At 74.4% G+C, this 20,998-nt stretch carries 18 protein-coding genes; 7 read left to right on the forward strand and 11 right to left on the reverse strand.

The window, feature by feature from the left end; genetic code table 11:
- Positions 1-204: 204 nt before the first annotated feature.
- From VKK44_RS28940 to VKK44_RS28960, 5 genes are all read right to left on the reverse strand, one after another.
- Positions 205-888, reverse strand: a complete 684-nt coding sequence (locus VKK44_RS28940) for a maleylpyruvate isomerase N-terminal domain-containing protein (protein WP_343444318.1) — start codon at positions 886-888, stop codon at positions 205-207.
- A 99-nt stretch (positions 889-987) separates the two neighbouring features.
- On the reverse strand, positions 988-1,377 hold the full coding sequence (locus VKK44_RS28945) for a TFIIB-type zinc ribbon-containing protein (protein WP_343444319.1): 390 nt from the start codon (positions 1,375-1,377) through the stop codon (positions 988-990).
- A 23-nt stretch (positions 1,378-1,400) separates the two neighbouring features.
- Positions 1,401-2,033, reverse strand: a complete 633-nt coding sequence (locus VKK44_RS28950; RefSeq protein ID WP_343444320.1) for a phosphoribosyltransferase — start codon at positions 2,031-2,033, stop codon at positions 1,401-1,403.
- Complete coding sequence (locus tag VKK44_RS28955) at positions 2,017-3,372, reverse strand: glycosyltransferase 87 family protein (protein WP_343444321.1); 1,356 nt, start codon at positions 3,370-3,372, stop codon at positions 2,017-2,019. The genes VKK44_RS28950 and VKK44_RS28955 overlap by 17 nt, the downstream gene beginning before the upstream one ends.
- Before the next feature lie 53 nt (positions 3,373-3,425).
- A complete protein-coding gene (locus tag VKK44_RS28960) occupies positions 3,426-5,954 on the reverse strand; it encodes a putative bifunctional diguanylate cyclase/phosphodiesterase (RefSeq protein WP_343444322.1) in 2,529 nt (842 codons plus the stop codon).
- A 636-nt stretch (positions 5,955-6,590) separates the two neighbouring features.
- Here VKK44_RS28960 and moaC point away from each other — a divergent pair.
- Genes moaC through VKK44_RS28980 form a run of 4 tightly spaced genes read left to right on the forward strand, consistent with a single transcriptional unit; the run spans position 6,591 to position 9,271 of the window.
- Entirely contained in the window at positions 6,591-7,082 is a 492-nt protein-coding gene (gene moaC, locus VKK44_RS28965; RefSeq protein WP_343444323.1) for a cyclic pyranopterin monophosphate synthase MoaC, read from the forward strand.
- On the forward strand, positions 7,079-7,549 hold the full coding sequence (locus VKK44_RS28970; protein WP_343444324.1) for a MogA/MoaB family molybdenum cofactor biosynthesis protein: 471 nt from the start codon (positions 7,079-7,081) through the stop codon (positions 7,547-7,549). Before moaC ends, VKK44_RS28970 begins: the two co-directional genes overlap by 4 nt.
- Positions 7,550-7,586: 37 nt before the next feature.
- Positions 7,587-8,843: a molybdopterin molybdotransferase MoeA gene (locus VKK44_RS28975; RefSeq protein ID WP_343444325.1), complete on the forward strand. Its 1,257-nt coding sequence runs from the start codon at positions 7,587-7,589 to the stop codon at positions 8,841-8,843.
- On the forward strand, positions 8,840-9,271 hold the full coding sequence (locus tag VKK44_RS28980; RefSeq protein WP_343444326.1) for a molybdenum cofactor biosynthesis protein MoaE: 432 nt from the start codon (positions 8,840-8,842) through the stop codon (positions 9,269-9,271). The genes VKK44_RS28975 and VKK44_RS28980 overlap by 4 nt, the downstream gene beginning before the upstream one ends.
- Positions 9,272-9,281: 10 nt before the next feature.
- On the opposite strand, the gene VKK44_RS28985 is transcribed toward VKK44_RS28980, so the two are convergent.
- Together VKK44_RS28985 and VKK44_RS28990 are read right to left on the reverse strand one after the other, a co-directional pair.
- Positions 9,282-10,718 (reverse strand): glycosyltransferase 87 family protein, encoded by a 1,437-nt coding sequence (locus tag VKK44_RS28985; protein ID WP_343444327.1) that lies wholly within the window; start codon positions 10,716-10,718, stop codon positions 9,282-9,284.
- A 204-nt stretch (positions 10,719-10,922) separates the two neighbouring features.
- Positions 10,923-11,468 (reverse strand): DoxX family protein, encoded by a 546-nt coding sequence (locus VKK44_RS28990; protein ID WP_343444328.1) that lies wholly within the window; start codon positions 11,466-11,468, stop codon positions 10,923-10,925.
- Between the two features lie 125 nt (positions 11,469-11,593).
- Between VKK44_RS28990 and VKK44_RS28995 the strand changes: the two genes are divergently transcribed.
- Complete coding sequence (locus VKK44_RS28995) at positions 11,594-12,139, forward strand: GNAT family N-acetyltransferase (RefSeq protein WP_343444329.1); 546 nt, start codon at positions 11,594-11,596, stop codon at positions 12,137-12,139.
- A gap of 81 nt (positions 12,140-12,220) precedes the next feature.
- On the opposite strand, the gene VKK44_RS29000 is transcribed toward VKK44_RS28995, so the two are convergent.
- Both VKK44_RS29000 and VKK44_RS29005 read right to left on the reverse strand, forming a co-directional pair.
- Complete coding sequence (locus VKK44_RS29000) at positions 12,221-13,456, reverse strand: ATP-binding protein (protein WP_343444330.1); 1,236 nt, start codon at positions 13,454-13,456, stop codon at positions 12,221-12,223.
- A gap of 130 nt (positions 13,457-13,586) precedes the next feature.
- Positions 13,587-14,549 carry an LppU/SCO3897 family protein gene (locus tag VKK44_RS29005; RefSeq protein WP_343444331.1) on the reverse strand — a complete coding sequence of 321 codons (963 nt, stop codon included), beginning with the start codon at positions 14,547-14,549 and terminating at the stop codon, positions 13,587-13,589.
- A gap of 84 nt (positions 14,550-14,633) precedes the next feature.
- Between VKK44_RS29005 and VKK44_RS29010 the strand changes: the two genes are divergently transcribed.
- On the forward strand, positions 14,634-15,641 hold the full coding sequence (locus tag VKK44_RS29010) for an EamA family transporter (protein WP_343444332.1): 1,008 nt from the start codon (positions 14,634-14,636) through the stop codon (positions 15,639-15,641).
- An 11-nt stretch (positions 15,642-15,652) separates the two neighbouring features.
- Entirely contained in the window at positions 15,653-16,297 is a 645-nt protein-coding gene (locus tag VKK44_RS29015; protein WP_343444333.1) for a prepilin peptidase, read from the forward strand.
- A 79-nt stretch (positions 16,298-16,376) separates the two neighbouring features.
- Here the strand turns inward: VKK44_RS29015 and VKK44_RS29020 are convergent, their stop codons facing one another.
- Together VKK44_RS29020 and VKK44_RS29025 are read right to left on the reverse strand one after the other, a co-directional pair.
- Entirely contained in the window at positions 16,377-19,559 is a 3,183-nt protein-coding gene (locus VKK44_RS29020; protein WP_343444334.1) for a UvrD-helicase domain-containing protein, read from the reverse strand.
- Positions 19,560-19,653: 94 nt separating this feature from the next.
- A complete protein-coding gene (locus VKK44_RS29025; RefSeq protein WP_343444335.1) occupies positions 19,654-20,988 on the reverse strand; it encodes a metallophosphoesterase in 1,335 nt (444 codons plus the stop codon).
- Positions 20,989-20,998 lie beyond the last annotated feature (10 nt).

Consider the following 20,998-nt stretch of genomic DNA (forward strand, 5'->3'; position numbering starts at 1 on the left):
GGGTTCTCCTCCGAGGCCGTGATCATGAGATTGACGGCGTTGTTGATTTACGTTGATGCCGTCAGGTTCATGGTCACCGCCGGCCTGCCTGTTCGACGCCACCCCCGTTCTGCTGAGGCAGAACCCGGACCCGCAGGAACTGTTCGACCGCTTCGTCGGCTGGACCGCACGCCCCACACTCGCTGATCAAGGCGGGAGGCCCCGTCAGCCGAGCAGCGGGAACCAGCCCGCCGCCTCGCCCAGCTCGAACCGGTCCCGGTCGGTCAACGGCACCCGCCCGGTGGCCTTGAGCAGATATTCGTGGTCGTCCCAGGCGGCCGGGCGTACCGCGTCGTCGCACAGCAGGCCGTCCATCGTGGTCACCGCGACCCGCGTCGGGCCGGTCGCCGGCCGTGGCGCGTCCGGCAGGTCCACCACCAGGTCGAGGTGGTGCACGACCGCCTCGGTGGTCAGCGTGGCCAGCAGATCGGGTACGCGCAGCACGTGGCCCTGGGTGGTGACGTGCCCGCCCGTGTCCGCTGCGGCGGCGGCGCGGGCGGCAGCCGGGGCGGTGTCGGACCAGATCCGGACCACGCCGGTGGGCCGGTCGAACGCGGCGGCCGAGCGGCGGGCCCACCAGGCGTGCCGCGCGTCGGCCCCGTCCTCGCCGTCGGCGCCGAACGCGCGCCAGTAGCTGACGTCGTCGACGTCGGCCGGACCGGGCACCGGGCTGGCCAGCGCGACGAGCGCGCGTTGGGCGTCGCAGAGCACGTGGAAGAGCAGGTCGGCGACGAGCCAGCCCCGGCAGCGGGTCGGTCGTTGCAGGCCGGCGTCGTCGAGCGGGCTGACGACGGCGGTGATGCCGTCGTACGCCTGGGCCAGCGCCTCGTGCGGCCGGATCGGGCTCATGGGGTGCAGCCTGCCACGGCGCGCGGCGGTCGGCACGGTCAGGCGGGGGCCCCCTCTTATCGCCAGGCGTTAAGAAGGGGCCCCTCCTTTACACGCTCGTCAGTCGAACAGCTCGCCGAGGAAGCCGTGCTTCTTCTTGCGGCGGTAGTGGCCGTGGTAGCCGTAGTGCTGCTGCTGACCGTGGCCGTACGCGGGCTGCGGGTAGCCGTGGCCGGGCGGCGGCGGAGGGGGCGGGGGGACGGCGCCGTAGCCCGGCTGGTGCGGGGCGGCGGGCGGGGGCGGCGGAGGCGGCGGGTAGCCGGCCCCGGCGGGTGCGGCCTGCGGGGCGCCGCCCTGCTGCCGGTTCCAGTTGGCCTCGGCCTCGAACAGCTTTTCGAGCTCGCCTCGGTCGAGGAAGATCCCGCGGCATTCGCCGCACTGGTCGATGACTACTCCGCTGCGCTCGTACTGGCGCATCTCTCCACGGCATTTGGGACAGGTGAGCTGCATGACACCGACGGTACCGGGTGTTTTCACGCGGCGGCGGTCAGCGCGTGCGTCACCTCGTCGTCGGAGACCTCGTGGAAGTCGTCGTAGTAGGCGCCGACGGCGGCGAAGTCGGCCGGGAGTTGGCTGCTCACGACCGTGTCGGCCGTGGCGGCGAGCATCTCGTACGCCTGCGGGGAGCCGACCGGGACGGCGACGACCACCCGGGCGGCGCCGAGGTGGCGGGCGACCTGGACGGCGGCGCGGGCGGTGGCGCCGGTGGCGAGCCCGTCGTCGACGATCAGGGCGGTCCGGCCGGTCAGGTCCAGCGGGGGGCGACCGGCGCGGTAGCGCTGCTCGCGGCGGTCCAGTTCGGCCTGTTCGCGGCGGCGGACCTGGGCCCGGTCGTTCTCGCTGATCCGGCCGGCGACCATGTCGTTGAGGACCTGCACGCCGCCGGGGCCGAGCGCCCCGTAGGCGACCTCGGGCGCCCAGGGCACACCGAGTTTGCGGACGACCAGCACGTCGAGGGGGGCGTGGAGCCGGTCGGCGATCACCCGGGCGACGGGTACGCCGCCGCGGACCAGCGCGAGGACGACGACGTCGGGCCGGTCGACGAGGTCGGTGAGTCGCTCGGCGAGGTCCCGTCCCGCTTCGGCCCGGTCACGGTAGGTGGTCATGCCTCAGGTGTACGCCTTCCGGCCGCTTCGCGTCGGGCGGTTGCCGGGAATGCCGGCCGGCCGGTGCCTCGGCGAGTGCCAGCGCCGGGGCGAGGACGAGGAGCGCGGCCGGGTAGAGCAGGTAGCCGAAGCGGGTGGAGGGCATCAGCAGGATCGCGGCGAGCAGCCCGTACCCGCTGACGAGCGCCGTGGCGGCGGCGGTGCGCGGCGGGTGGCGCAGCAGCCGGACGGCGATCGCCAGGCCGACCGCGACGAGCAGCGCGGCGGCGATCACCCGGCCGGCGGGGAGCGTCTCGGCGATCAGGTGGCCGGGGAACGGGGACTGGGCGGGGCTGGTCACCAGGCCGTGGCCGAGCGGGAACCGGAGCACGTTCTCGACGAGGGCGTCGCGGTCGACGAGCAGGACCGGCAGCAGCGCGAGGACGGGGAGGCCGAGGGCGCCCAGCGCGGTGCGGGGCGCGGCCCGGCGGGTGGCGGCCCAGCAGACCAGCACGACCGCCACCGGCCAGGCGAAGAGCTTCAGCGCGCCGGCGGCGCCGACCGCGAGGCCGGCGCGGCCGGGCCGGTCGGCGGCGGCCAGCGCGAGGGCGAGCAGGCAGAGCGCGAGTACGGGGAGGTCATCGCCGCCGGTGGCGAGCGTGAGCGCGGAGACGGGCAGGACGGTGGCGGCCTGCACGACGCGCAGCAGCGCGGCGCAGCGGCGGGGCGAGGTGGGGCCGGTGCCGGTGCGCAGCGTGGTGACCAGGGCGGCGAGCGCGAGCGCGGTGCCGACCGCGAACCAGACGCGGGCGTCGGTCCACCAGGCGTCGGCGGCGGCCCGGGGCAGCCCGAACAGTGCCATCCCGGGTTGGTAGGGCGTGTAGCCGAGGAGTTGTTCGCCGGGGGGCAGGGCGGCGATGGCGTCGGGGCCGAGGTAGGGGGTGCCGTGCTCGGCGAGACGGGTGCCGGCGTGTTCCACCACGAGCACCTCCTCCTGGGCCCGGCCGGGGTGCCCGCCGGCCCGCTGGACGCTCTGCACGACGACCGGCAGCAGCGCGGTGGTGGCCCAGGTCAGGCCGGTGACCGTCCAGCGGGCGGGCAGGCCGGCCAGCGGGGTGCCGGGGCGTCGGCGGCGGGCGAGGAGCTGGGTGGTCGCGGCGAGCGTGGCGAGGGCGTACCCGATGGTGGCGACGGTGCCCCACGCGCGGTGCGGGGGCAGGGTGGAGGTGGCGGCGGTGACCGCGGCGAAGATCGTGGCGGCGGCGTAGAGGCCCAGGTCGAGGGCGAGACCGCCGGCGGCGGTGTCGAGCGCCGACCAGCGGCGGGTGGTGGCGGTGGCCGGGTCGGCGTGGGCGGTCACGCGGGCCAGTCTGGCAGACCGGGGGTGCGGTCCGGCCGGGTCGGGCCGGTCGGTCAGGGGTGGCGGACGTCGGTGGCGGAGGCCGGGCGGGTACGGGTGCCCGCAGTGCGGCGGCCGGGCAGCCGGATGACGGCGCCGGTGTCGTGCAGCGGTGCGGCGAGTGCGCCGGGCCGGCCGCCGGCGCCGCGTTGGAGGGCGGCGAGCAGCGCGCCGGCCGGCAGCGGCCGGGCGAACAGATGGCCCTGGCCGGCCGTGCAGCCCAGCTCCCAGAGCGTGCGGCGTTGGGGTTCGCTCTCCACGCCCTCGGCGACCACGGTGAGGTCGAGGCTGCGGCCCAGGTCGAGGGTGGAGCGGATCACGGCGGCGGCCTCGGGTGCGGTTTCCATCGCGGTGACGAAGCTGCGGTCGATCTTGAGTTCGTGGACCGGGATGCGGGAGAGCAGGGAGAGCGACGAGTAGCCGGTGCCGAAGTCGTCGAGGGCCAGCCGGACGCCGGAGTCGCGGAGCCGGCTGAGCACCCGGTCGACCACGTCGAGCTGGCTGAGGGTGAGCGTCTCGGTGAGTTCCAGGACGAGCCGGTCGGGTGGGAGGTCGTGGGCGCGCAGCCGGGCCAGCACGGCGCCGGGGAAGCGGGCGTCGAGGAGGCTGCGGGGCGACACGTTCACCGAGACGGGCAGGTCGAAGCCGGCGTCGTGCCAGGAGCCGGCCGCGATCAGGGCCTGGTCGAGGATGGCCTCGGCGAACGCGGGCAGCAGCCCGGAGCGTTCCACCGCCTCCAGGAAGCGCAGCGGGTCGATCAGGCCGTGGGTGGGGTGGTGCCAGCGGGCCAGCGCCTCCGCGCCGGTGACCTGGCCGCTGCCCAGGTCGACGATGGGTTGGAAGTTGACGGTGAACTCGTGATCGGCGACGGCCCGGGGCAGCTCCCCGCCGAGCGTGAGCCGGTTGAGGTCGGCGGTGTCGCGGGCCGCCGCGTACGTGGCGATCCGCTGGCCGGCGCGCTTGGCCTGGTACATCGCCACGTCGGCGCGGCGCAGCAGCTCGGGCATCCCGCCGGTGGCGGGGGCGACGGCGATGCCGCCGCTGGCTTCCACGCTGATCCGCATGCCGTCGAGGTCGAGCGGGTCGTGCAGCGCGGCGAGCAGGGTTTCGGCGCGGTGCGCGGCGACCGCCGGGGCGGGCAGGCCGCGCAGCAGGACGGCGAACTCGTCGCCGCCGAGCCGGGCGACCAGGTCGTCGGCGCGTGCCGCGCCGCGTAGCCGCTCGGCGACCTGGATCAGCACCCGGTCGCCGGCGCCGTGCCCGAGCGTGTCGTTGACCTCCTTGAAGTGGTTGAGGTCGATCAGCACCAGGGCGGTGATGCCGTCGGCGTGCCGGGTGGTGAGCTGGGCGGTTCCCTCGTCCAGCAGGTGCCGGCGGTTGGACAGGCCGGTGAGCGCGTCGTGGGTGGCGGCGTAGGCGTGGTCGGCGGCGACGCGGGCCAGTTCGGCGTACGCCTGGGCGTTGCGGACCGCGGTGCACAGGGCGGAGGCGAAGGTACGCAGGGTGTACTGCTCCCGCTCGGAGAGCTCGACCGGCCCGGCGAAGCGGAGCCGCAGCTCGCCGATGTCCTCGGACCGGTCGTGTCCTTCCAGCGAGACCGGCATGATGCGGCCGTCGGTGCCGCTGGGCCGTGGCGACGTTCCGTCGTACGCGATGCCGGCCGCGCCGCCGCGGACCGTGCGCCCGCCCTCGCGCAGCTCGATCTCGACCTCGTCGGCGGAGAAGAGTTCGGCGGCCTCGGTGACGGCGGTGGTGAGCACCTGGCCGAGGTCGACGACGTTGAGCGCGTCGGTGGTGCGGGCGAGTCGCTGCCAGGCCTGCTGTTCGGTGCGGGTGCGGATCCGGGTGGAGTAGGCCAGGTGCAGGCTGAGCACCAGCGGCGGTACGGCGAGCAGCAGGCGGGGGTCGATCGACAGGATCGCCAGGGTGCAGACCGCGACCACGAAGCGGACGACGAAGCCTGCCACCCGGAGGTCGAGGTTGGTGAGGAACTGGCGGCGTACGCGGGTGCCGGAGGCGAGCGCGATGACCGGGATTGCGAGCAGGTCGTCGATGACGGCGACGGCCAGGTAGGCGACGCCGAGCGGGACCAGCATCTCCAGCGGGTGGGGGGACGGCCACGTCCAGTCCAGGAGCGTGAGCGTCAGACCCGCGCCGAAGGCCACCAGGGTGTTCTTGCCGATCCCGAAGGCGATCTTGATCGGGGTCAGTTGCAGCGAGGCGAGCGTGATCCCGACGACGGTGCACAGCACCACCCAGGGCAGGGGGATGACCGCGGCGCCGATGACGATCGCGGTCTCGTTCCAGCTGATGGACTGTGTGGTGGAACGGATCCGGATGCGGGCCTTGACGAGTGTCCCCACCGCGATCATGAAGGTCAGCATCATCAGGGTGGCGGCGTCGTAGACCGATGTGGGGGGCGCGTCGACGAGGGCGCCGGGGAGCGAGGTCAGCACCACCACGGCGGCTGCCACGACGACGAGACCGACCAGCAGCCGTAGCCGCCTGTCGGTCTCGATCTCACGTCGCTGGGAAGAAGTCACGCCGCTCCCAGTTGCTGCGCCGGCTGTGGCAAGAGCCTACCGCGGACGCTCCGTGGTGCCGGTCCTGCTTTCAGTTCCAGTCGGTCCCGCGCATGTCCCTGCCTCCTTCGATCGTCGGCGCCCGTATCTTTCGGCGCATCTTTCTGACGAAAAAGAGGTTAGGTCAGGAACGTGGCGTTTAGAAGGCAAATATGTAACTATATGCAATATGAGCGAATAGCTTGGCTTTTCGCAACTTTGCGTTTGCAAAAGAGTGCGGAGCGCGTCTATACCTCTCCTTTCCGTGCGCGATCCATTGCGGACTGCAACGTCGCTACCTGCTCGGTCCGGAGCGCTCCATCAGTCTCACCGCATCCCGGCGGCGTCTCATCCACAGTTCAGTCGGGTTCGGCTTCGAATCAGGGGAAGATACCCTCCGGGGCAACTCGATGTCGCGTCGGACGTGCGGCCGGTGACGGGCCGGCGGGCGGTGTCGACGGCAGATGAAATCGGAGTGGCTTTCCGGCGATGAATGGTGATCCCGCCGGCGTTAATTGCGACCAGGTTGTCCGAATGGGTCGCGGGCACGGCTGACATCCGGATTTGCGGCCCGGGCGGCGACGCCGTGCCGTCGTACCCGGCGGATAGGGTCGGGCGGTGACCGATCCCGCGCAGCTCACCCACGTCGACCCGGCCGGCGCGGCCCGGATGGTCGACGTCTCCGCCAAACCGGTGTCCGGCCGGCTCGCGGTCGCCGCCGGCCGGCTCCGCACCACCGCCGAGGTGGTGGAGCTGCTGCGCCGCGACGGCCTGCCCAAGGGCGACGCGCTCGCGGTCGGGCGGCTCGCCGGGATCATGGGGGCCAAGCGGACCCCTGACCTGATCCCGCTCTGCCACCCGATCGCCCTGCACGGCGTCACCGTCGACCTGCGCCTCACCGCTGACACCGTGGAGATCACGGCCACCGCGCGGACGGCCGACCGCACCGGGGTGGAGATGGAGGCGCTCACCGCGGTGGCGGTCGCCGGGCTCGCCCTGGTCGACATGGTGAAGGCGGTCGACCCGGCCGCGTCGGTGGACGCCGTCCGGGTGCTCCGCAAGGAGGGCGGCAAGACCGGCGAGTGGCTCCGGCCGGAGGACCGGCCGTGATCCGGGCCCGGGTGATCGTGGCCTCGAACCGGGCCGCCGCCGGGGTCTACGAGGACACCAGCGGTCCGCTGCTCGTGGCCGGCCTGCGGGAGCTGGGCTGCACGGTCGACGCCCCGGTGGTGGTGCCCGACGGCGAGCCGGTCGGCGACGCGCTGCGTGCCGCCCGTGACGAGGGCGTCGACGTGGTGCTGACCAGCGGCGGCACCGGCATCACCCCGACCGACCGCACGCCCGAGGTGACCGGCGCGCTGCTCGACTACGAGATCCCCGGCATTGCCGAGGCGATCCGCGCGCACAGCCGCGAGGCGGTGCCCACGGCCGCGCTGTCCCGGGGCCGGGCCGGTGTCGCCGGCCGGACGCTCGTGGTTAACCTGCCCGGCTCGCGCGGCGGCGCGCGGGACGGCCTGGCCGTGCTCGGGCCGATCCTGCGGCACGCGGTCGACCAGCTGCGCGGCGGTGACCACTGAGCCCGCGGGCCGGGCGCGCCGACGCTAGGCTCGCCGGATGAGCACGGAAACCGGAGCCGCCACGGTCGAGGTGGGCACGCCCCCGCCGGCCGGGTGGGAGGAGGCTCGCTCCCGGGTGTACGCGGTCGGGCTCTCCGCCGCGCTCCCCGCGGTCGCCCGCCCGCTGGCCGACGCCGACGGGCACACCCTGGCCGAGCCGCTGACCACCCGCACCGACCTGCCGGCGTTCCCCACCTCCAGCGTCGACGGCTGGGCGGTGCGCGGGTCGGGGCCGTGGCGGGTGGTGGGCCGGCTCCTCGCCGGGCACACCGCGTCCCCGCTGGAGGCGGACGGCACCACCGTGGAGATCGCCACCGGCGCGATGGTGCCGGCGGGCACCACCGCGATCCTGCGGATCGAGGACTCCACCCGGACGACGGACGGTCGGGTGACCGGCACGCCCCGGCCGCAGCCGGAGTGGCGCGAGCCGGGCGAGGAGGCGCACCGCGGGGAGGAGCTGCTGCCCGCCGGCACGCCGGTGGACCCGGCGGTGATCGGCCTGGCCGCCTCCTGCGGGCACGACACGCTGCGGGTCCGCCGCCCACCCAGGGCGGCGCTGCTGGTCTTCGGCGACGAGCTGCTCACCTCCGGCCCGCCCGGCGCCGGCCGGGTGCGCGACGCGCTCGGTCCCTCGGTGCCCGCCTGGCTACGCCGCTACGGCTGTCAGGTGCGCGGCGCCGACGTGGTCGGGCCGGTCGCCGACACGCTGCCCGCGCACGTCGCGGCGCTGCGTGGCGCGCTCGCCAACGCCGATCTGGTCTGCACCACCGGCGGCACCATGCACGGGCCGGTCGACCATCTGCACCCGACGCTGGAGGCGCTCGGCGCGGACTACGTGGTCAACACCGTGGCGGTGCGCCCCGGCTTCCCGATGCTGCTCGCCCGGCTGGTCGAGGGCGACGGCCGGGTGCGCTTCGTGGCCGGCCTCCCGGGCAACCCGCAGTCCGCGGTGGTGGCGCTGGTCTCGCTCGTCGCTCCCCTGCTCGCCGGTCTCACCGGCCGGCCGATGCCGGTGCTGCCGCAGGTCACGCTGGCCGAGCCGGTGCCCGGGCGCGGCGACCACACCCACCTGGCGCTGGCGCGCTGGGACCGGGTCGCCGGCACCGCGCACCCGGTGCGGCACGTCGGCTCGGCGATGCTGCGCGGGCTGGCCGGCGCGGACGGCTTCGCGGTGATCCGGCCCGGCACCAGCGGCGCCGCCGGCGACCGGGTCCCGCTCGTTCCGCTGCCCCTGACCCCCGGAGAGCGCTCGTGAGCACGGAGACGCGTGTGGTGTTCGGCGCGGTGACGGACCAGCCACTCGACCTGGCCGCGCACGAGGCGGCGGTCGCCGACCGCCGGGCCGGTGCCGTGGTCTCCTTCCAGGGCGTGGTCCGCGACCACGACCACGGGCGGACGGTCACCCGGCTGGAGTACGAGGGCCACCCCACCGCCGAGACGGTGCTGCGCGAGGTGGCGGCCGAGATCGCCGCCGACCCGGCGGTGCACGCGGTGGCGGTCTCCCACCGGGTCGGCCCGCTGGAGATCGGTGACGTGGCGCTGGTCGCCGCCGTCAGCACCGCGCACCGGGCGGCGGCGTTCGCGGCGTGCGCCCGGCTGGTCGACGAGGTGAAGGCGCGGCTGCCGATCTGGAAACGGCAGGTCTTCGACGACGGCACCGAGGAGTGGGTGAACTGCCCCTGAGCGGGGCGGGTCAGCGTCGGGCGGCGAGCTGGGCCGTACGGCCCAGCCGGTCGTGGTAGAACGCCGGCTCGGCGCCGGGGCGCCAGGGCAGCGCCGCGACCAGCACGATCAGCGCGATGGCCAGGGAGTTCTCCATCAGCGCGCCGAACAGGCCGTCCTGGTAGTGGGACACCTCGGGGAGCTGGTGCTCGTACGGCCAGATCGGTGAGATCAGGAATAGGAGATAGAGCCCGAGCGCGCCGGCCGCGTGCCGGAACCCGGTCAGCGTCGGGTACCAGATCGGCGGGCGCAACGTGGGCACGCCGTTCGTCGAGGCCGGTCCGCTCGTCCGCAGCGGCAGCCCGCGGCTGGCCTCGCGGCGGCGTACCGCGGCGTCGGCCAGCACCACGATCGCCGGGATGACCCAGACCAGGTGGTGCGACCAGGAGATCGGGCTGATCACGTTGGCGGTGAGCCCGACCAGCGTGAACGCGGTCAGCTCGTCGCCGTCGGCGCGGGCGCTGAGCGCCCGGGACAGGCCCAGCGCCAGCACCAGCACCGAGAACGCGAGCCAGAGCAGCCCGGGCGTCTCGATCGAGTCGTAGAGCCGTGCCAGCAGCCCGGCGAGGGACTGGTTGGCGGTCATGTCGGCGGCGCCGACCCGTTCGGTCTGCCACAGCACGCTGGTGAAGTACGCGCGGGACTCCTCACCGACGGCACCGAACGTCGCGAGCGTCACCCCGATCGTGGTGGCGACCGCGATCCAGGCGGCCCGCCACTGCCGGGTGAGCATCAGGTAGCCGATGAACAGCGCCGGGGTGAGCTTGACGGCGGTGGCGAGCCCGATGCCGACCCCGGCCCAGGCGCCGCTGTAGAGGAAGCGGGCCAGCGGCGACTCGGCGGTCTCGTGGTGGGTGCCCCGCTTGGCCCGCCACCGCAGGCCCACCAGATCCGCCATGATCAGCGCGAAGAGCAGCAGGTTGACCTGGCCGTAGCCGAGCGTCTCGCGGGACGGCTCGATCGCCACGGCGAGCGGGGTGGCGATGCCGACGGTGAACCAGAGCGACCAGCCGAGCCGGTCCACGATGGGGCGCAGCAACGCGGCCAGCACGACCGCGAGCGCGGCGATGCTGGCCAGCGCGTTGACGAACCCGGCGGCGTCCACCGGCAGCCAGGACATCGGCAGCATGACCAGACCGGCGAAGGGTGGATAGGTGAAACCGAGGGTCGTCGAGGGGGCGACGAAGTCGTACAGCTCGTTGCCGTTGGCCCACCACAGCACCGCGCCGTGGTAGATCTTCATGTCGAAGAAGTTGTACGGCCGGCCGAAGGCGCCGATCGCGAGCCAGGCCGCGTACGACACGGCGGCCACGATGCCGATGCGCACCACGAGCCGCTGGTCGACCCCGAGGACGACGCGGGGGGCCGGTGGGAGGCGGTTGGTCCGTCTACCGACTGTCGTCGGCATGGCGTGGCCACCCCCGTACCAAGGTCGTCGTGCCCGTCCAGGTCCAGAACGGAGCCTAGAACGGCGCCTCACGTTGCTGCCTCCCGCGTTACACGACCGTGTCCGATCCCACACGTGTTTGCGACATTTCCACCGCGTTAACGGGTGTCGGACGGTTCAGGTGATTGGTGGCCTTGCGGGGGGTGGGGGCTGTGCGGATGTGGGTCAGCCGGGCATCCGGCGGGCGGTCGCCGCGGAGCGTACGGCGATCCTCGCCTCGCGGCGGGCCGTGCGGACCGCGCGCTTGACCGACCGGCGTGAGTGGTCGATCCGGTGGCCGGCGCGCCAGCGCAGCCCCGGCTTGCCCTCGGTGTCCGCGGCGGCGAGGAGGAGCCCGCCGAGCAGCCCGAGGTTCTTCAGGAAGTGGATCTGGTTGTTGTTGCGCGCGGCCGGGTCGTCGTTGTTCCAGAAGGGATGGCCGGCGACGGTGGCCGGCACCAGCGTGCCGGCCAGGACGAGCGCGGCCGGGCGGGTGAACCGGCCGGTGGCCAGCATCAGACCGCCGACCAGTTGGGTGGCGGCGTTGGCCCGGATCAGCGTCTCGGTGTCGGTCGGGATGCGCGGGTGCAGGTTCTGGATCAGCGGGGCGACCCGGTCGGTGACCGGCTTCGCGGCGGGCACCAGCCGTTCCGCGTTGCGCAGGTTGCGGGCGCCGCTGACCACGAAGATGCCGCTCAACATGACTCGGGCGAGGGAGCGCACGGGCTTCATGGTTCAGTCTTACCCCGTCGTGGGCCCGGTCACCCCTGCAACACACGAAAGGTATCGACGTCCGTCCGGTATCGATTTCAGCGACCGTCGCGGATGGACCCGTTGCGTTCGGTAAGGTCGCGCGAGTGACGACGCTGCGACTGCGCCCGGAGGACCCGGCCGACGAAGCGCCGGTGGCCCGGGTGCTCGCCGCCGCGTTCGCCCGACCCGACGTGGCCACCCCGCCCGAGGTCGGCCTGGTCGAGGAGTTGCGGCACAGCGCCGCGTGGATCCCGGAACTGGCCATGGTCGCCGAGTACGGCGGCGAGGTGGTGGGCTTCGCGCTGCTCACCCGCGTGCGGGTACGCGTCGACGGCGGCGGCTGGCCGGCGCTGGCGCTCGGGCCGGTGGCGGTGGCCCCGCACCGGCAGCGGGTCGGGCACGGCACGGCGGTGGTGCAGGCGGCGCTCGACGCCGCCACGGAGCTGGGGGAACGGCTCGTGGTGGTGCTGGGCGACCCGGCGTACTACCGGCGCTTCGGGTTCGGCCCGGCGGACCGGTTGGGGTTGACCAGCCCGTGGTCCGGGCTGGGGGAGCCGTGGCAGGCGCTGGTGCTGCCGCCGTCCACCGGCGGGGAGCCGCCACCGCCGGCCGGTGAGGTGGTCTTCCCGTCGCCCTGGTCGCGGGTGTGACCGGCCACGCGAGGAGTGAGCTTGCGAGCCCCGCAGTCGTGGCCAAGGTGGGCACCGCTCACCCGCCGGCCCGGCCGCCGCTCAGGCCGGCTGGGTGCGCAGGTAACGGCCGAAGTGCGGGACGGTGAACGCGACCGTCCCCCGCTCGCCGGAGTAGATCAGCCCCTTCTTGATCAGCGCGTCCCGGGCCGGGGAGAGGCTGGCCGGCTTGCGGCCGAGCGACCGCGCGATCTCCGCGGTGGGCACCGCGGCGTCCATGTCGTCCCGGGCGCCGTCCTCGCCGCCCACCAGCGCCAGTGTCGCCATGGCCCGCATGTACTCCCGTTCGGCCGGGGTGGCTCGCTCGAACCGGGAGCCGAAGAAGCCCACCGCCAGCTCCGCCTCCGCCTCGGGCGCGGCGACCCGCACGTCCGCGGCGGTGATCGGCGAGCGGGGCGCGTGGTCCCAGGTCGCCTTTCCGTACGCCTGGACGAAGTAGGGGTAGCCACCGGACTTCTCGTAGAGCAGGTCGAGCGCCTTCTGCTCGTACTCGACCTCCTCCCGCTCGGCCGGCGCGCAGAGTGCCTGGTCGGCGGCGATCCGGTCCAGCCGGTCGATCCGCTGGTAGCGGTAGAGCCGTTCGGAGTACGACTTGGCGGCGCTGAGCACGGCCGGCAGGTGCGGCAGCCCGGCGCCCACCACGATGAGCGGCGCACCGAGCTGGGACAGCTCGTGGCAGGCGGCGCAGAGCGCGGAGACGTCCTCGGCGCCCACGTCCTGCATCTCGTCGATGAAGATCGCGATGCCGGTGCCCACGTCGGTGGCGACCGCCGCCGCGTCGCTGAGCAGTTCCACCAGGTCGATCTCGATGTCGCCGGAGTCGGCCCGGCCGCTGCTGGCCGGCACGTCGATGCCCGGTTGCCAGCGGTCGCGCAGCTTCGGCGCCGCCCCGCCCCGCCCGGCCGGCGCGGACCGTTGCGCGAACGCCTTGAGCACGCCGAGGAAGCCGTCGATCCGGTCCGGCGCGCGGTGTCGTGGGGCCAGCTCGCGGACCGCCATGTGCAGCGCGGCGGCGATCGGTCGGCGCAGCGACTGGTCCGGTCTGGCCTCGATCTTGCCGGTGCCCCAGAGGTGGTTGATCGCCTCCGAGCGGAGCGTGTTGAGCAGGACCGTCTTGCCCACCCCGCGCAGCCCGGTGAGCATCAGGCTGCGTTCCGGCCGGCCCCGGGCGATGCGTTCCAGCACCACGTCGAAGACGTCCAGCTCCCGCCCCCGCCCGGCGAGTTCGGGCGGGCGCTGACCGGCGCCGGGAGCGTACGGGTTGCGGACCGGATCCACGATCGCACAGTATCCGGTCGTCTAGTGACCAGGCTAGACGTGCGTAGAGGCGGCTACCGCGTGTCGGCTTCGAGCCGAATCTAGGTCTGTCTAGCGTCCATCCCAGACAGCCCTAGAGTCGGCTAGCGGCCTATCGACGCTTCAGGCAGAGCACGAAGTCGAGCGTGTCCAGCTCACTGTCGAAGAAGTACCAGTCGGTGTAGCCGGCCACCTTGCCGCACTTGGCCTCGGCGTCCTTCTTGCCGCTGGTCGCGCCGTCGATCCGGCGCAGCACCTCGTACGTCTTCGGGGCGCAGTCGGCGATCACCAGCTTCGGCTGGGCACCGCCGCCCTGGTTGGCGACGCACTGACCCGCCTTCACGAAACGCGGATCGGTCGAGGAGGCCGGGGCCGCCGTGGTGGGCGTCGCCTCCGCCGGGTCGCTCGGCGCCGCGTCGGTCGGCGCCGGCGCGGTGGCGGCCGTCGTCCCGGCCGGCGGGCTGTCCCCGTCCCGACCGAGCAGCCAGTACGCCCCGGCACCCCCCAGCAGCAGCACCGCCAGCACGATCACCACCACCAGCAACGGGCTCCTGCCCCGCTTCGGCGGCGTCGGCTCGCCGTAGGGGTGCTGCCCCGCGCCGTACGGCGGTGGCCCGCCGGCGTAGGGCTGCTGTCCGCCGGAATAGGGCTGCTGTCCGCCGGGATACGGCACCTGGCCGGCGTAGTCGGGACCGGCCGGATAGCCCTGCCGGGGCGCGGCACCCGGACCGTCCGGCCACCCCGGGGCCGGCTCGAAGCGCTGGTCCGGCGGCCCGTACTGCTGCGGCGGGCCGTACTGCTCGCCGGGCGGCCCGTACTGCTGGGGCGACCCGTACCGCTCGGCGGGTGGGCCGTACTGCTCGTGGGGTGGTCCGTACTGCTCGGCGGGTGGCCCGTACTGCTCGGTCGGCGGGCCGTACTGCTCGTGGGGCGGGCCGTACGGCGGATTGGGCGGGCCGTACTGCGGGCCGCCGGGCCTCGGACCGTGGTGCGGGTCGGGGGCGTAGCCGTCGTCGGGACGTCGTGCCTCCCACGGCTCGGGTGCGCCGCCGCCCGGTGGTCCGAAGTTCGACATGAACGCCTCCTGCATAGCCGGTCCTGAGAGGCCGGCCACCAACACGGGACGCCGACGCCGTGGTCACCGTAGCGTGGTCCACCGATGAGCTCACGCCCCCCGAGTACGACGGACGTCGCCGGCTCTCCGGCGCCGCCGGCCCGTGCCGCCCTGATCTGGACCGCGTTGGTGCTGGTCTACCTGCTGTGGGGCTCGACCTACCTGGGCATCCGGGTCGCCGTCGAGTCCCTGCCGCCGCTCACCTCCGCCGCGATGCGGTTCGCCGCCGCCGCCGTGGTGCTCGCGCTCGTGCTGCGGCTCCGTCGCGGGCCCGGGTCGCTCCGCGTGCCAGCGCGTCGCCTCGGCGGGGCCGCGCTGGTCGGGGTGCTGCTGCTGGCCGGGGGCAACGGGCTGGTGGTGCTCGCCGAGTCCGGCCCGCCCGGCGACGCGGTGCCCTCCGGTGTCGCCGCACTGCTGATCGCCACCGTCCCGCTGCTGGTGGTGGTGCTGCGTACGGCCGGCGGGGACCGGCCCCGCCCGTGGACGTTCGTCGGCGTCGCGCTGGGCTTCGCCGGGCTCGTCCTGCTCGTCCTGCCCCGCGACGGGGTGGACGGGGTGCCGCTGGTGGGTGCGCTGACCGTGGTCGCGGCTGCCGCGAGCTGGTCGATCGGCTCCTATCTGTCCGGGCGGATCCGGATGCCGGCCGATCCGTTCGTGGCGACCGTCTACGAGATGGTGGCCGGCGCGTCGGCGCTCGCGCTGGTCGCCGTCGTACGCGGCGAACTGGCCGACTTCGCCCCCGCCGAGGTGACCGGGCGGTCCTGGGCGGCGCTGGCGTACCTGATGGTGGCCGGCTCGCTGGTCGCCTTCACCGCGTACGTCTGGCTGCTCGCCCACGCGCCGATCTCGCTGGTCTCCACGTACGCGTACGTCAACCCGGCGGTCGCGGTGGCGCTCGGCGCGCTGCTCGTCGCCGAGCCGGTCACCACGCAGGTGCTGCTCGGCGGCGCGGTCATCGTGGCCGGCGTCGCCGTGGTGGTGAGCACCGAGCGGCCGGCCCGGACCCGGCCGGCTGCCGGTGACGGGACGGCCCCGAGGCGCGACGGCCGGTAGCGTCCCGGCCCGTGTCGGCGGTGACGGTGGCGGGAACGGCGGTGCTCGGCGCGGTGGCCGGCCTGGTCGCGGTGCCGATCGGCCGCCATGTCGTCGGCCCTGGTCAGGCCGTGGGCGTCGGCCGCGTCGTGCCGCGCCGGTCCACCGTGGCCGTGGCCGGGGCCGTGGTGTTCGGCGGGCTGGCCGCCGCGCGTGGGGACGAGCGCGCGTTGCCGGCGCTGCTGCTGGTCGCCGCCGTCGGGCTGGTGCTCGCGGTGACCGACCTGATCGCGCTGCGGCTGCCCGACCCGCTGGTCGGCGCGGTGGCGCTCGGCGGTGCGCTCGGCCTGCCGGGCATCGCGCTGACCACCGGCGAGCCGGGCCGCCCGACGACCGCCCTGGCCGGGGTCGGTCTCTCGCTGGGCGGCTACCTGCTGCTCGCGCTGCTGCCCGGCGCCCGGCTCGGCTTCGGCGACGTGAAGCTGGCCGCCGCGCTCGGGTTCCCGCTGGGCTGGCTCGGCTGGCCGGCGCTCCGGCTCGGACTGCTCCTCCCGCACCTGCTCGGCGGCGTGACCTTCCTCGTCCTGCTCGCCACCGGCCGGATCCGCCGGGACACGCCGCTGCCGTTCGGCCCGGCGCTCCTCGCCGGCGCCTGGCTCGCCGCCGTGCTCACCTGACCGTCCCGCCCCGCCTGCACAGGGGGCGTCAAGCGGGGCGCCCACCTCTACCGAATGCGTTAAGCGGGGCCCCCGCCTTTCACATCAACCGGAGCTGGTGGTCCTTGGGGCGGCGCGGCTCGGCGGTGCCCAGCCGGTCGAACAGGGCCGGGTCGATCGCGTCGAGGAACGGGGTCGGGCGGGTGTCCCGTTCCGCCCCGTGCCGGCTGCGCCGGGCGGCGTGACTCACGTAGAGCCGGTCCTGCGCCCGGGTCAGGCCGACGAAGAAGAGCCGGCGTTCCTCGGCCACCGCGTCGTCGTCCGGCTCGGTGCCGGGCCAGCGCAGCGGCAGCAGGCGGTCCTCGGCGCCGACCAGGAACACCACCGGGAACTCCAGGCCCTTGGCGGCGTGCAGCGTGAGCAGCGTGACCGCTTCGGCGCGCGGGTCGAGCGCGTCCACCTCCGCGCCGGTGGCGAGCTGGTTGAGGAAGAGCCCGAGGTCGTCACCGCAGCGCCGGGCCAGCGGCGTGAGCAGGTCCACGGCCGTGCGGACGTCGTCGGGGCGTACCGCGCCGGAGCCGTCGAGCGTGGGCACGGCGAAGCGTTCGGCCACCAGCCGGCCGGCCTCGCGTACCCGGGCGGTCAGGGAGCCGTCGAGACCGGCGTGCCGCAGCTCGCGGGCGATGGCCGCGACGCCCGGACGGTCCCGCAGCCGGTTGTGCGAGCGCTTCTGCACCGGGATGTTCGCCCGGGTCAACGCGTCCACGATCGGCGCCGCCTGGGAGTCGGTGCGGTACAGCACGGCGATGTCGGAGAAGGAGAGCGTGGTCGTCCGCCCGTCGATCCGCCCCGAGTCGAGCGACCGGTGGGACAGGCCACCGACCAGCTCGTCGACGGTGCGGGCCACGAAGTCCGCCTCGTCGGCCACCGAGGTCGCGGCGTACCGGCCGACCAGCGGCGCCTCCGGGTCGAGCCGGGCCGGGTCGAGCCGGCGGCCCCGGACCAGCGACGACGGCGCGATGGCCTGCACGGCGGCGGCCAGGATCGGTGCGGAGGAACGGTAGTTGCGATTCAGCCGGACCAGCCGGGCGTCGGTGAAGTCCTGCGAGAAGCGCAGGAAGTAGCCCACGTCGGCGCCCCGGAACGAGTAGATCGCCTGGTCCGGGTCGCCGATCGCGCACAGGTTGCCGTCCGCCGGGCTGAGCAGCCGCAGCAGCTCGTACTGCACCGCGTCGACGTCCTGGTACTCGTCGACGAAGATCCACTTCCACCGCTCGCGGTACTCCCGGAGCAGCTTCCGGTCGCCCTTCAGCACCGCCACCGGCAGCGTGAGCAGCTCGTCCAGGTCGACCAGGTCCCGCTTGCGCAGCAGCGCCGCGTAGCGGGCGTCGTCCTCGCCGGCCTCGGCCCGGGCGGCCGTCCGGTCCGCGTCGTCGGCGATCCGGAATTCCGCCGGCAGCCCGGCCGCCTCCGCGTTCTCCCGCAGGATGGTCAGCCCGAGTGCGTGGAACGTGCCCACCGTGACGTCCTCGGCGACCGGCCCGAGCAGCGCGTCGAGGCGGTGCCGCAGCTCCTCGGCCGCCCGGCGGGTGAACGTGATCGCCAGGCACTGGTCCGGGAAGACGTTCAGCTCCGCGCAGAGGTAGGCGATCCGGTGGGTCAGCGTGCGGGTCTTGCCGGTGCCCGGACCGGCCACGATCAGCAGCGGGCCACCCGGCGCGGAGGCGGCCACCCGCTGCATCGCGTCCAGCCGGTCCAGCAGGCCGGTGCCGACCTCCTCCATGCCGGCGAGCATCGGCTCGAACGGCTCGTGCGGGGAGGGCGGCGGCGCCAGCGGCGGCGCGGGCGGCTTGCGCTTCGGCTCCGGCCGGACCGCCGCCGGGCGCTTGGCCTTCGGCTTCGGCGCCGGCTCCGCGGGTCGCCGTTGTGCGGGCACGGGTACGTCGAACAGCGTCTCCTGCCCGGCCCCGCCGCCCGACGCGCCCAGTTCCGCCGGATCGAAGAGCGTGATCACGCCGTACTCGCCGTCGTAACCCGGCACCCGGCGGACGTCGCCGCGACGCAGCCGGCCGATGCCCTCCGCGAGCAGCTCGCCGCCGACCCGGCCGATCTCCTCCACCGGGGTACGGGTGAGGATCTCCAACTCCGGGCCGAGCGCCGCGACCAGCTCGTTGAGCTTGCCCTCGACCTTCTTCGACCGGGCGCCGACCTTGTTGATCTCGCCCAGGATCTCGGCGAGCGGCACCAGGTGGGCCACCTCGCGGGCGTGCGCCGGCCGGTGCCCCGCCGGCCGGTCGGCCAGCGCCTCGACGCGGCTGAGCACACCCACGGTCAGCGGCTTGCCGCACTCCGGGCAGCGTCCGCCCGCCTCGCGGGTCCGCTCCGGCGGCCAGTTCACGCCGCAGAGCCGGTGCCCGTCGGCGTGGTACTTGCCCTCCTCGGGGAAGAACTCGACGGTGCCGGCCAGCCCGTCCCCGGTGCGCAGCGCCTCCCGGATCGCGAAGTAGTCGCGCTCCGCGGTCAGGACGGTGGCCTCCCGGGCCAGCGCCGGCGGCGAATGGGCGTCCGAGTTGGACACCAACTGGTAGCGGTCCAGGCTGCCGACCCGCCAGTTCATCTCCGGGTCGGAGGAGAGCCCGGTCTCCACCGCGAAGATGTGCTCGGCCAGGTCGGCGTAGCAGTCGGCGATCGCGTCGAAGCCCGACTTCGAGCCGAGCGCGGAGAACCAGGGAGTCCAGATGTGCGCCGGCACCAGGAAGCCGTCCCCGCTGGCCTCCAGCGTGATCTCCAGCAGGTCGCGGGAGTCCAGCCCGAGGATCGGCCGGCCGTCCGAGCCGAGGTTGCCGATCCGGCCCAGCGCGGCGTTGAACCGGCCCACCGCGTCCAGGTCCGGCAGGTAGATCAGGTGGTGCACCTTCCGGGTCCGGTCGTCCCGCTTGTAGATCGTGGAGATCTCCACGCTCAGCATGAACCGGACCGGGTCCGCCTCCGCCTCGCTCGCCAGCCGGGGCGGCAGCCGCCGGGCGATGTCCCGCTCCGCCTCCGGCGACAGCCGGTAGAGGCCGGGCTCGGCCGGGTGCAGCGTCTCGCGCAGGTGGTCGTACCAGGCGGGGTGGGTGAAGTCGCCGGTGCCGAGCACCCCGATGCCCTTGCGCCGGGCCCACCGGCCGAGGTTCGGCAGGGTCAGGTCGCGGCTGCACGCGCGGGAGTACTTCGAGTGGATGTGCAGATCCGCGACGTAGGGCGGGAGGCCACCGGGGGGTGCGGCACTGAACGGAGGCACGCCGCATCCTGTCACGTCCGCTTGCCTACCCGCCCGCCGCCACGCGTACGCGTGACCTGAGCAATGCGGTGCTGGACTGCGCGCCCCCGACCCGCTATGGGGCACGCAGCTCGACGAGCGTCACCTGCGGCGGGGCGCCGACCCGCACCGGCGGCCCCCAGAAGCCGGCCCCGTTGGTGACGTAGACCTTGGTGCCGTCCACCTCGCCCAGACCGGAGACCACCGGCTGCTGGAGCTTCACCGCCAGGTTGAACGGCACCATCTGGCCGCCGTGGGTGTGCCCGGAGAGCTGGAGGTCGACGCCGAACTTCGCCGCCTCGTGCGCGGCCACCGGCTGGTGGGCCAGCAGCACCACCGGGCGGCTCGGGTCGCGGTCGCCGAGTGCGGCGGCGTAGTCGGCGGGCGCGGCCAGCCCGGTGCCGTCGGCGGTCACGTCGTTGACGCCGGCCAGGTCCAGCACGCCACCCCGGGCCCGGATCTCCTGCCGTTCGTTCTGCAGCACCCGCAGGCCGAGCCGGTCCACCTCGCGGACCCACTCCTCCACGCCGGAGTAGTACTCGTGGTTGCCGGTCACGAAGAAGCTGCCGTAGCGGGAGCGCAGGTCACGCAGCGGTTCGGCCGCCCTGCCCAACTCGGCCACCGAGCCGTCGACCAGGTCACCGACCACTGCCACCAGGTCGGCGTCCAGTCGGTTGATCATGGCGACGATGCGCTCGGTGTGCGCCCGGCCGCGCAGCGGCCCGAGGTGGATGTCGGAGACGGTCGCGATCCGCAGCCCGTCCATGCTCCGCGGCAGCTTCGCCAGCGGAATACGCACCCGGTCCAGCCGGGGCGGTCCCATCGCGGTGCGGACGCCGTAGCCGGTGACACCGGCGGCGGTGAGCCCGGCGAAGATCGCCGCGCCGCGCGCGAGCAGCAGCCGGCGGGACTGGTCGTGGTCCGGCATCACGGCGTCGGCCGGGGACGATTCACCGGTGTCGGCTCCCGCGGGCGTGTCCCCGGTGTCGCCCGACGGCGACGTGTCGTCCGCGGTGCCGGCCGGTGACGTGTCGTCGGCGTCCACCGTCGGGGACGCGCTGCCGGCGCCGACCAGCGCCGGCTCCGGCGTCGGGCCGGTGGCCGACAGGGCCCGCCGGCGCAGGACGAGCCGCGCCACCGCGGTCGGCACCTCCAGCACCAGCAGCAGCACCAGCAGGTAGAACATCAGGGCCAGCCACAGGTAGCCCGGCCAGGCCAGCCAGTAGAAGCCGTTCTGGGTACCGGCCATGGTCGCCGGCACGAGCAGCACGAGCAGGATCGCCACCACCGCCCCGACCCGGCGGGCACGCCCCGGGCGGGTGGTGTCCCGGACCAACCGTCGCCACAGGTAGTAGTGGATCAGGCCGATGACGAGCACGACGAAACCCACGAATGTCGCCATCGCCAGCACGTCGGCCTCC

Origin of the sequence: Micromonospora sp. DSM 45708 (assembly GCF_039566955.1) — a bacterium.
In the GTDB taxonomy this organism is placed as follows: domain Bacteria; phylum Actinomycetota; class Actinomycetes; order Mycobacteriales; family Micromonosporaceae; genus Micromonospora.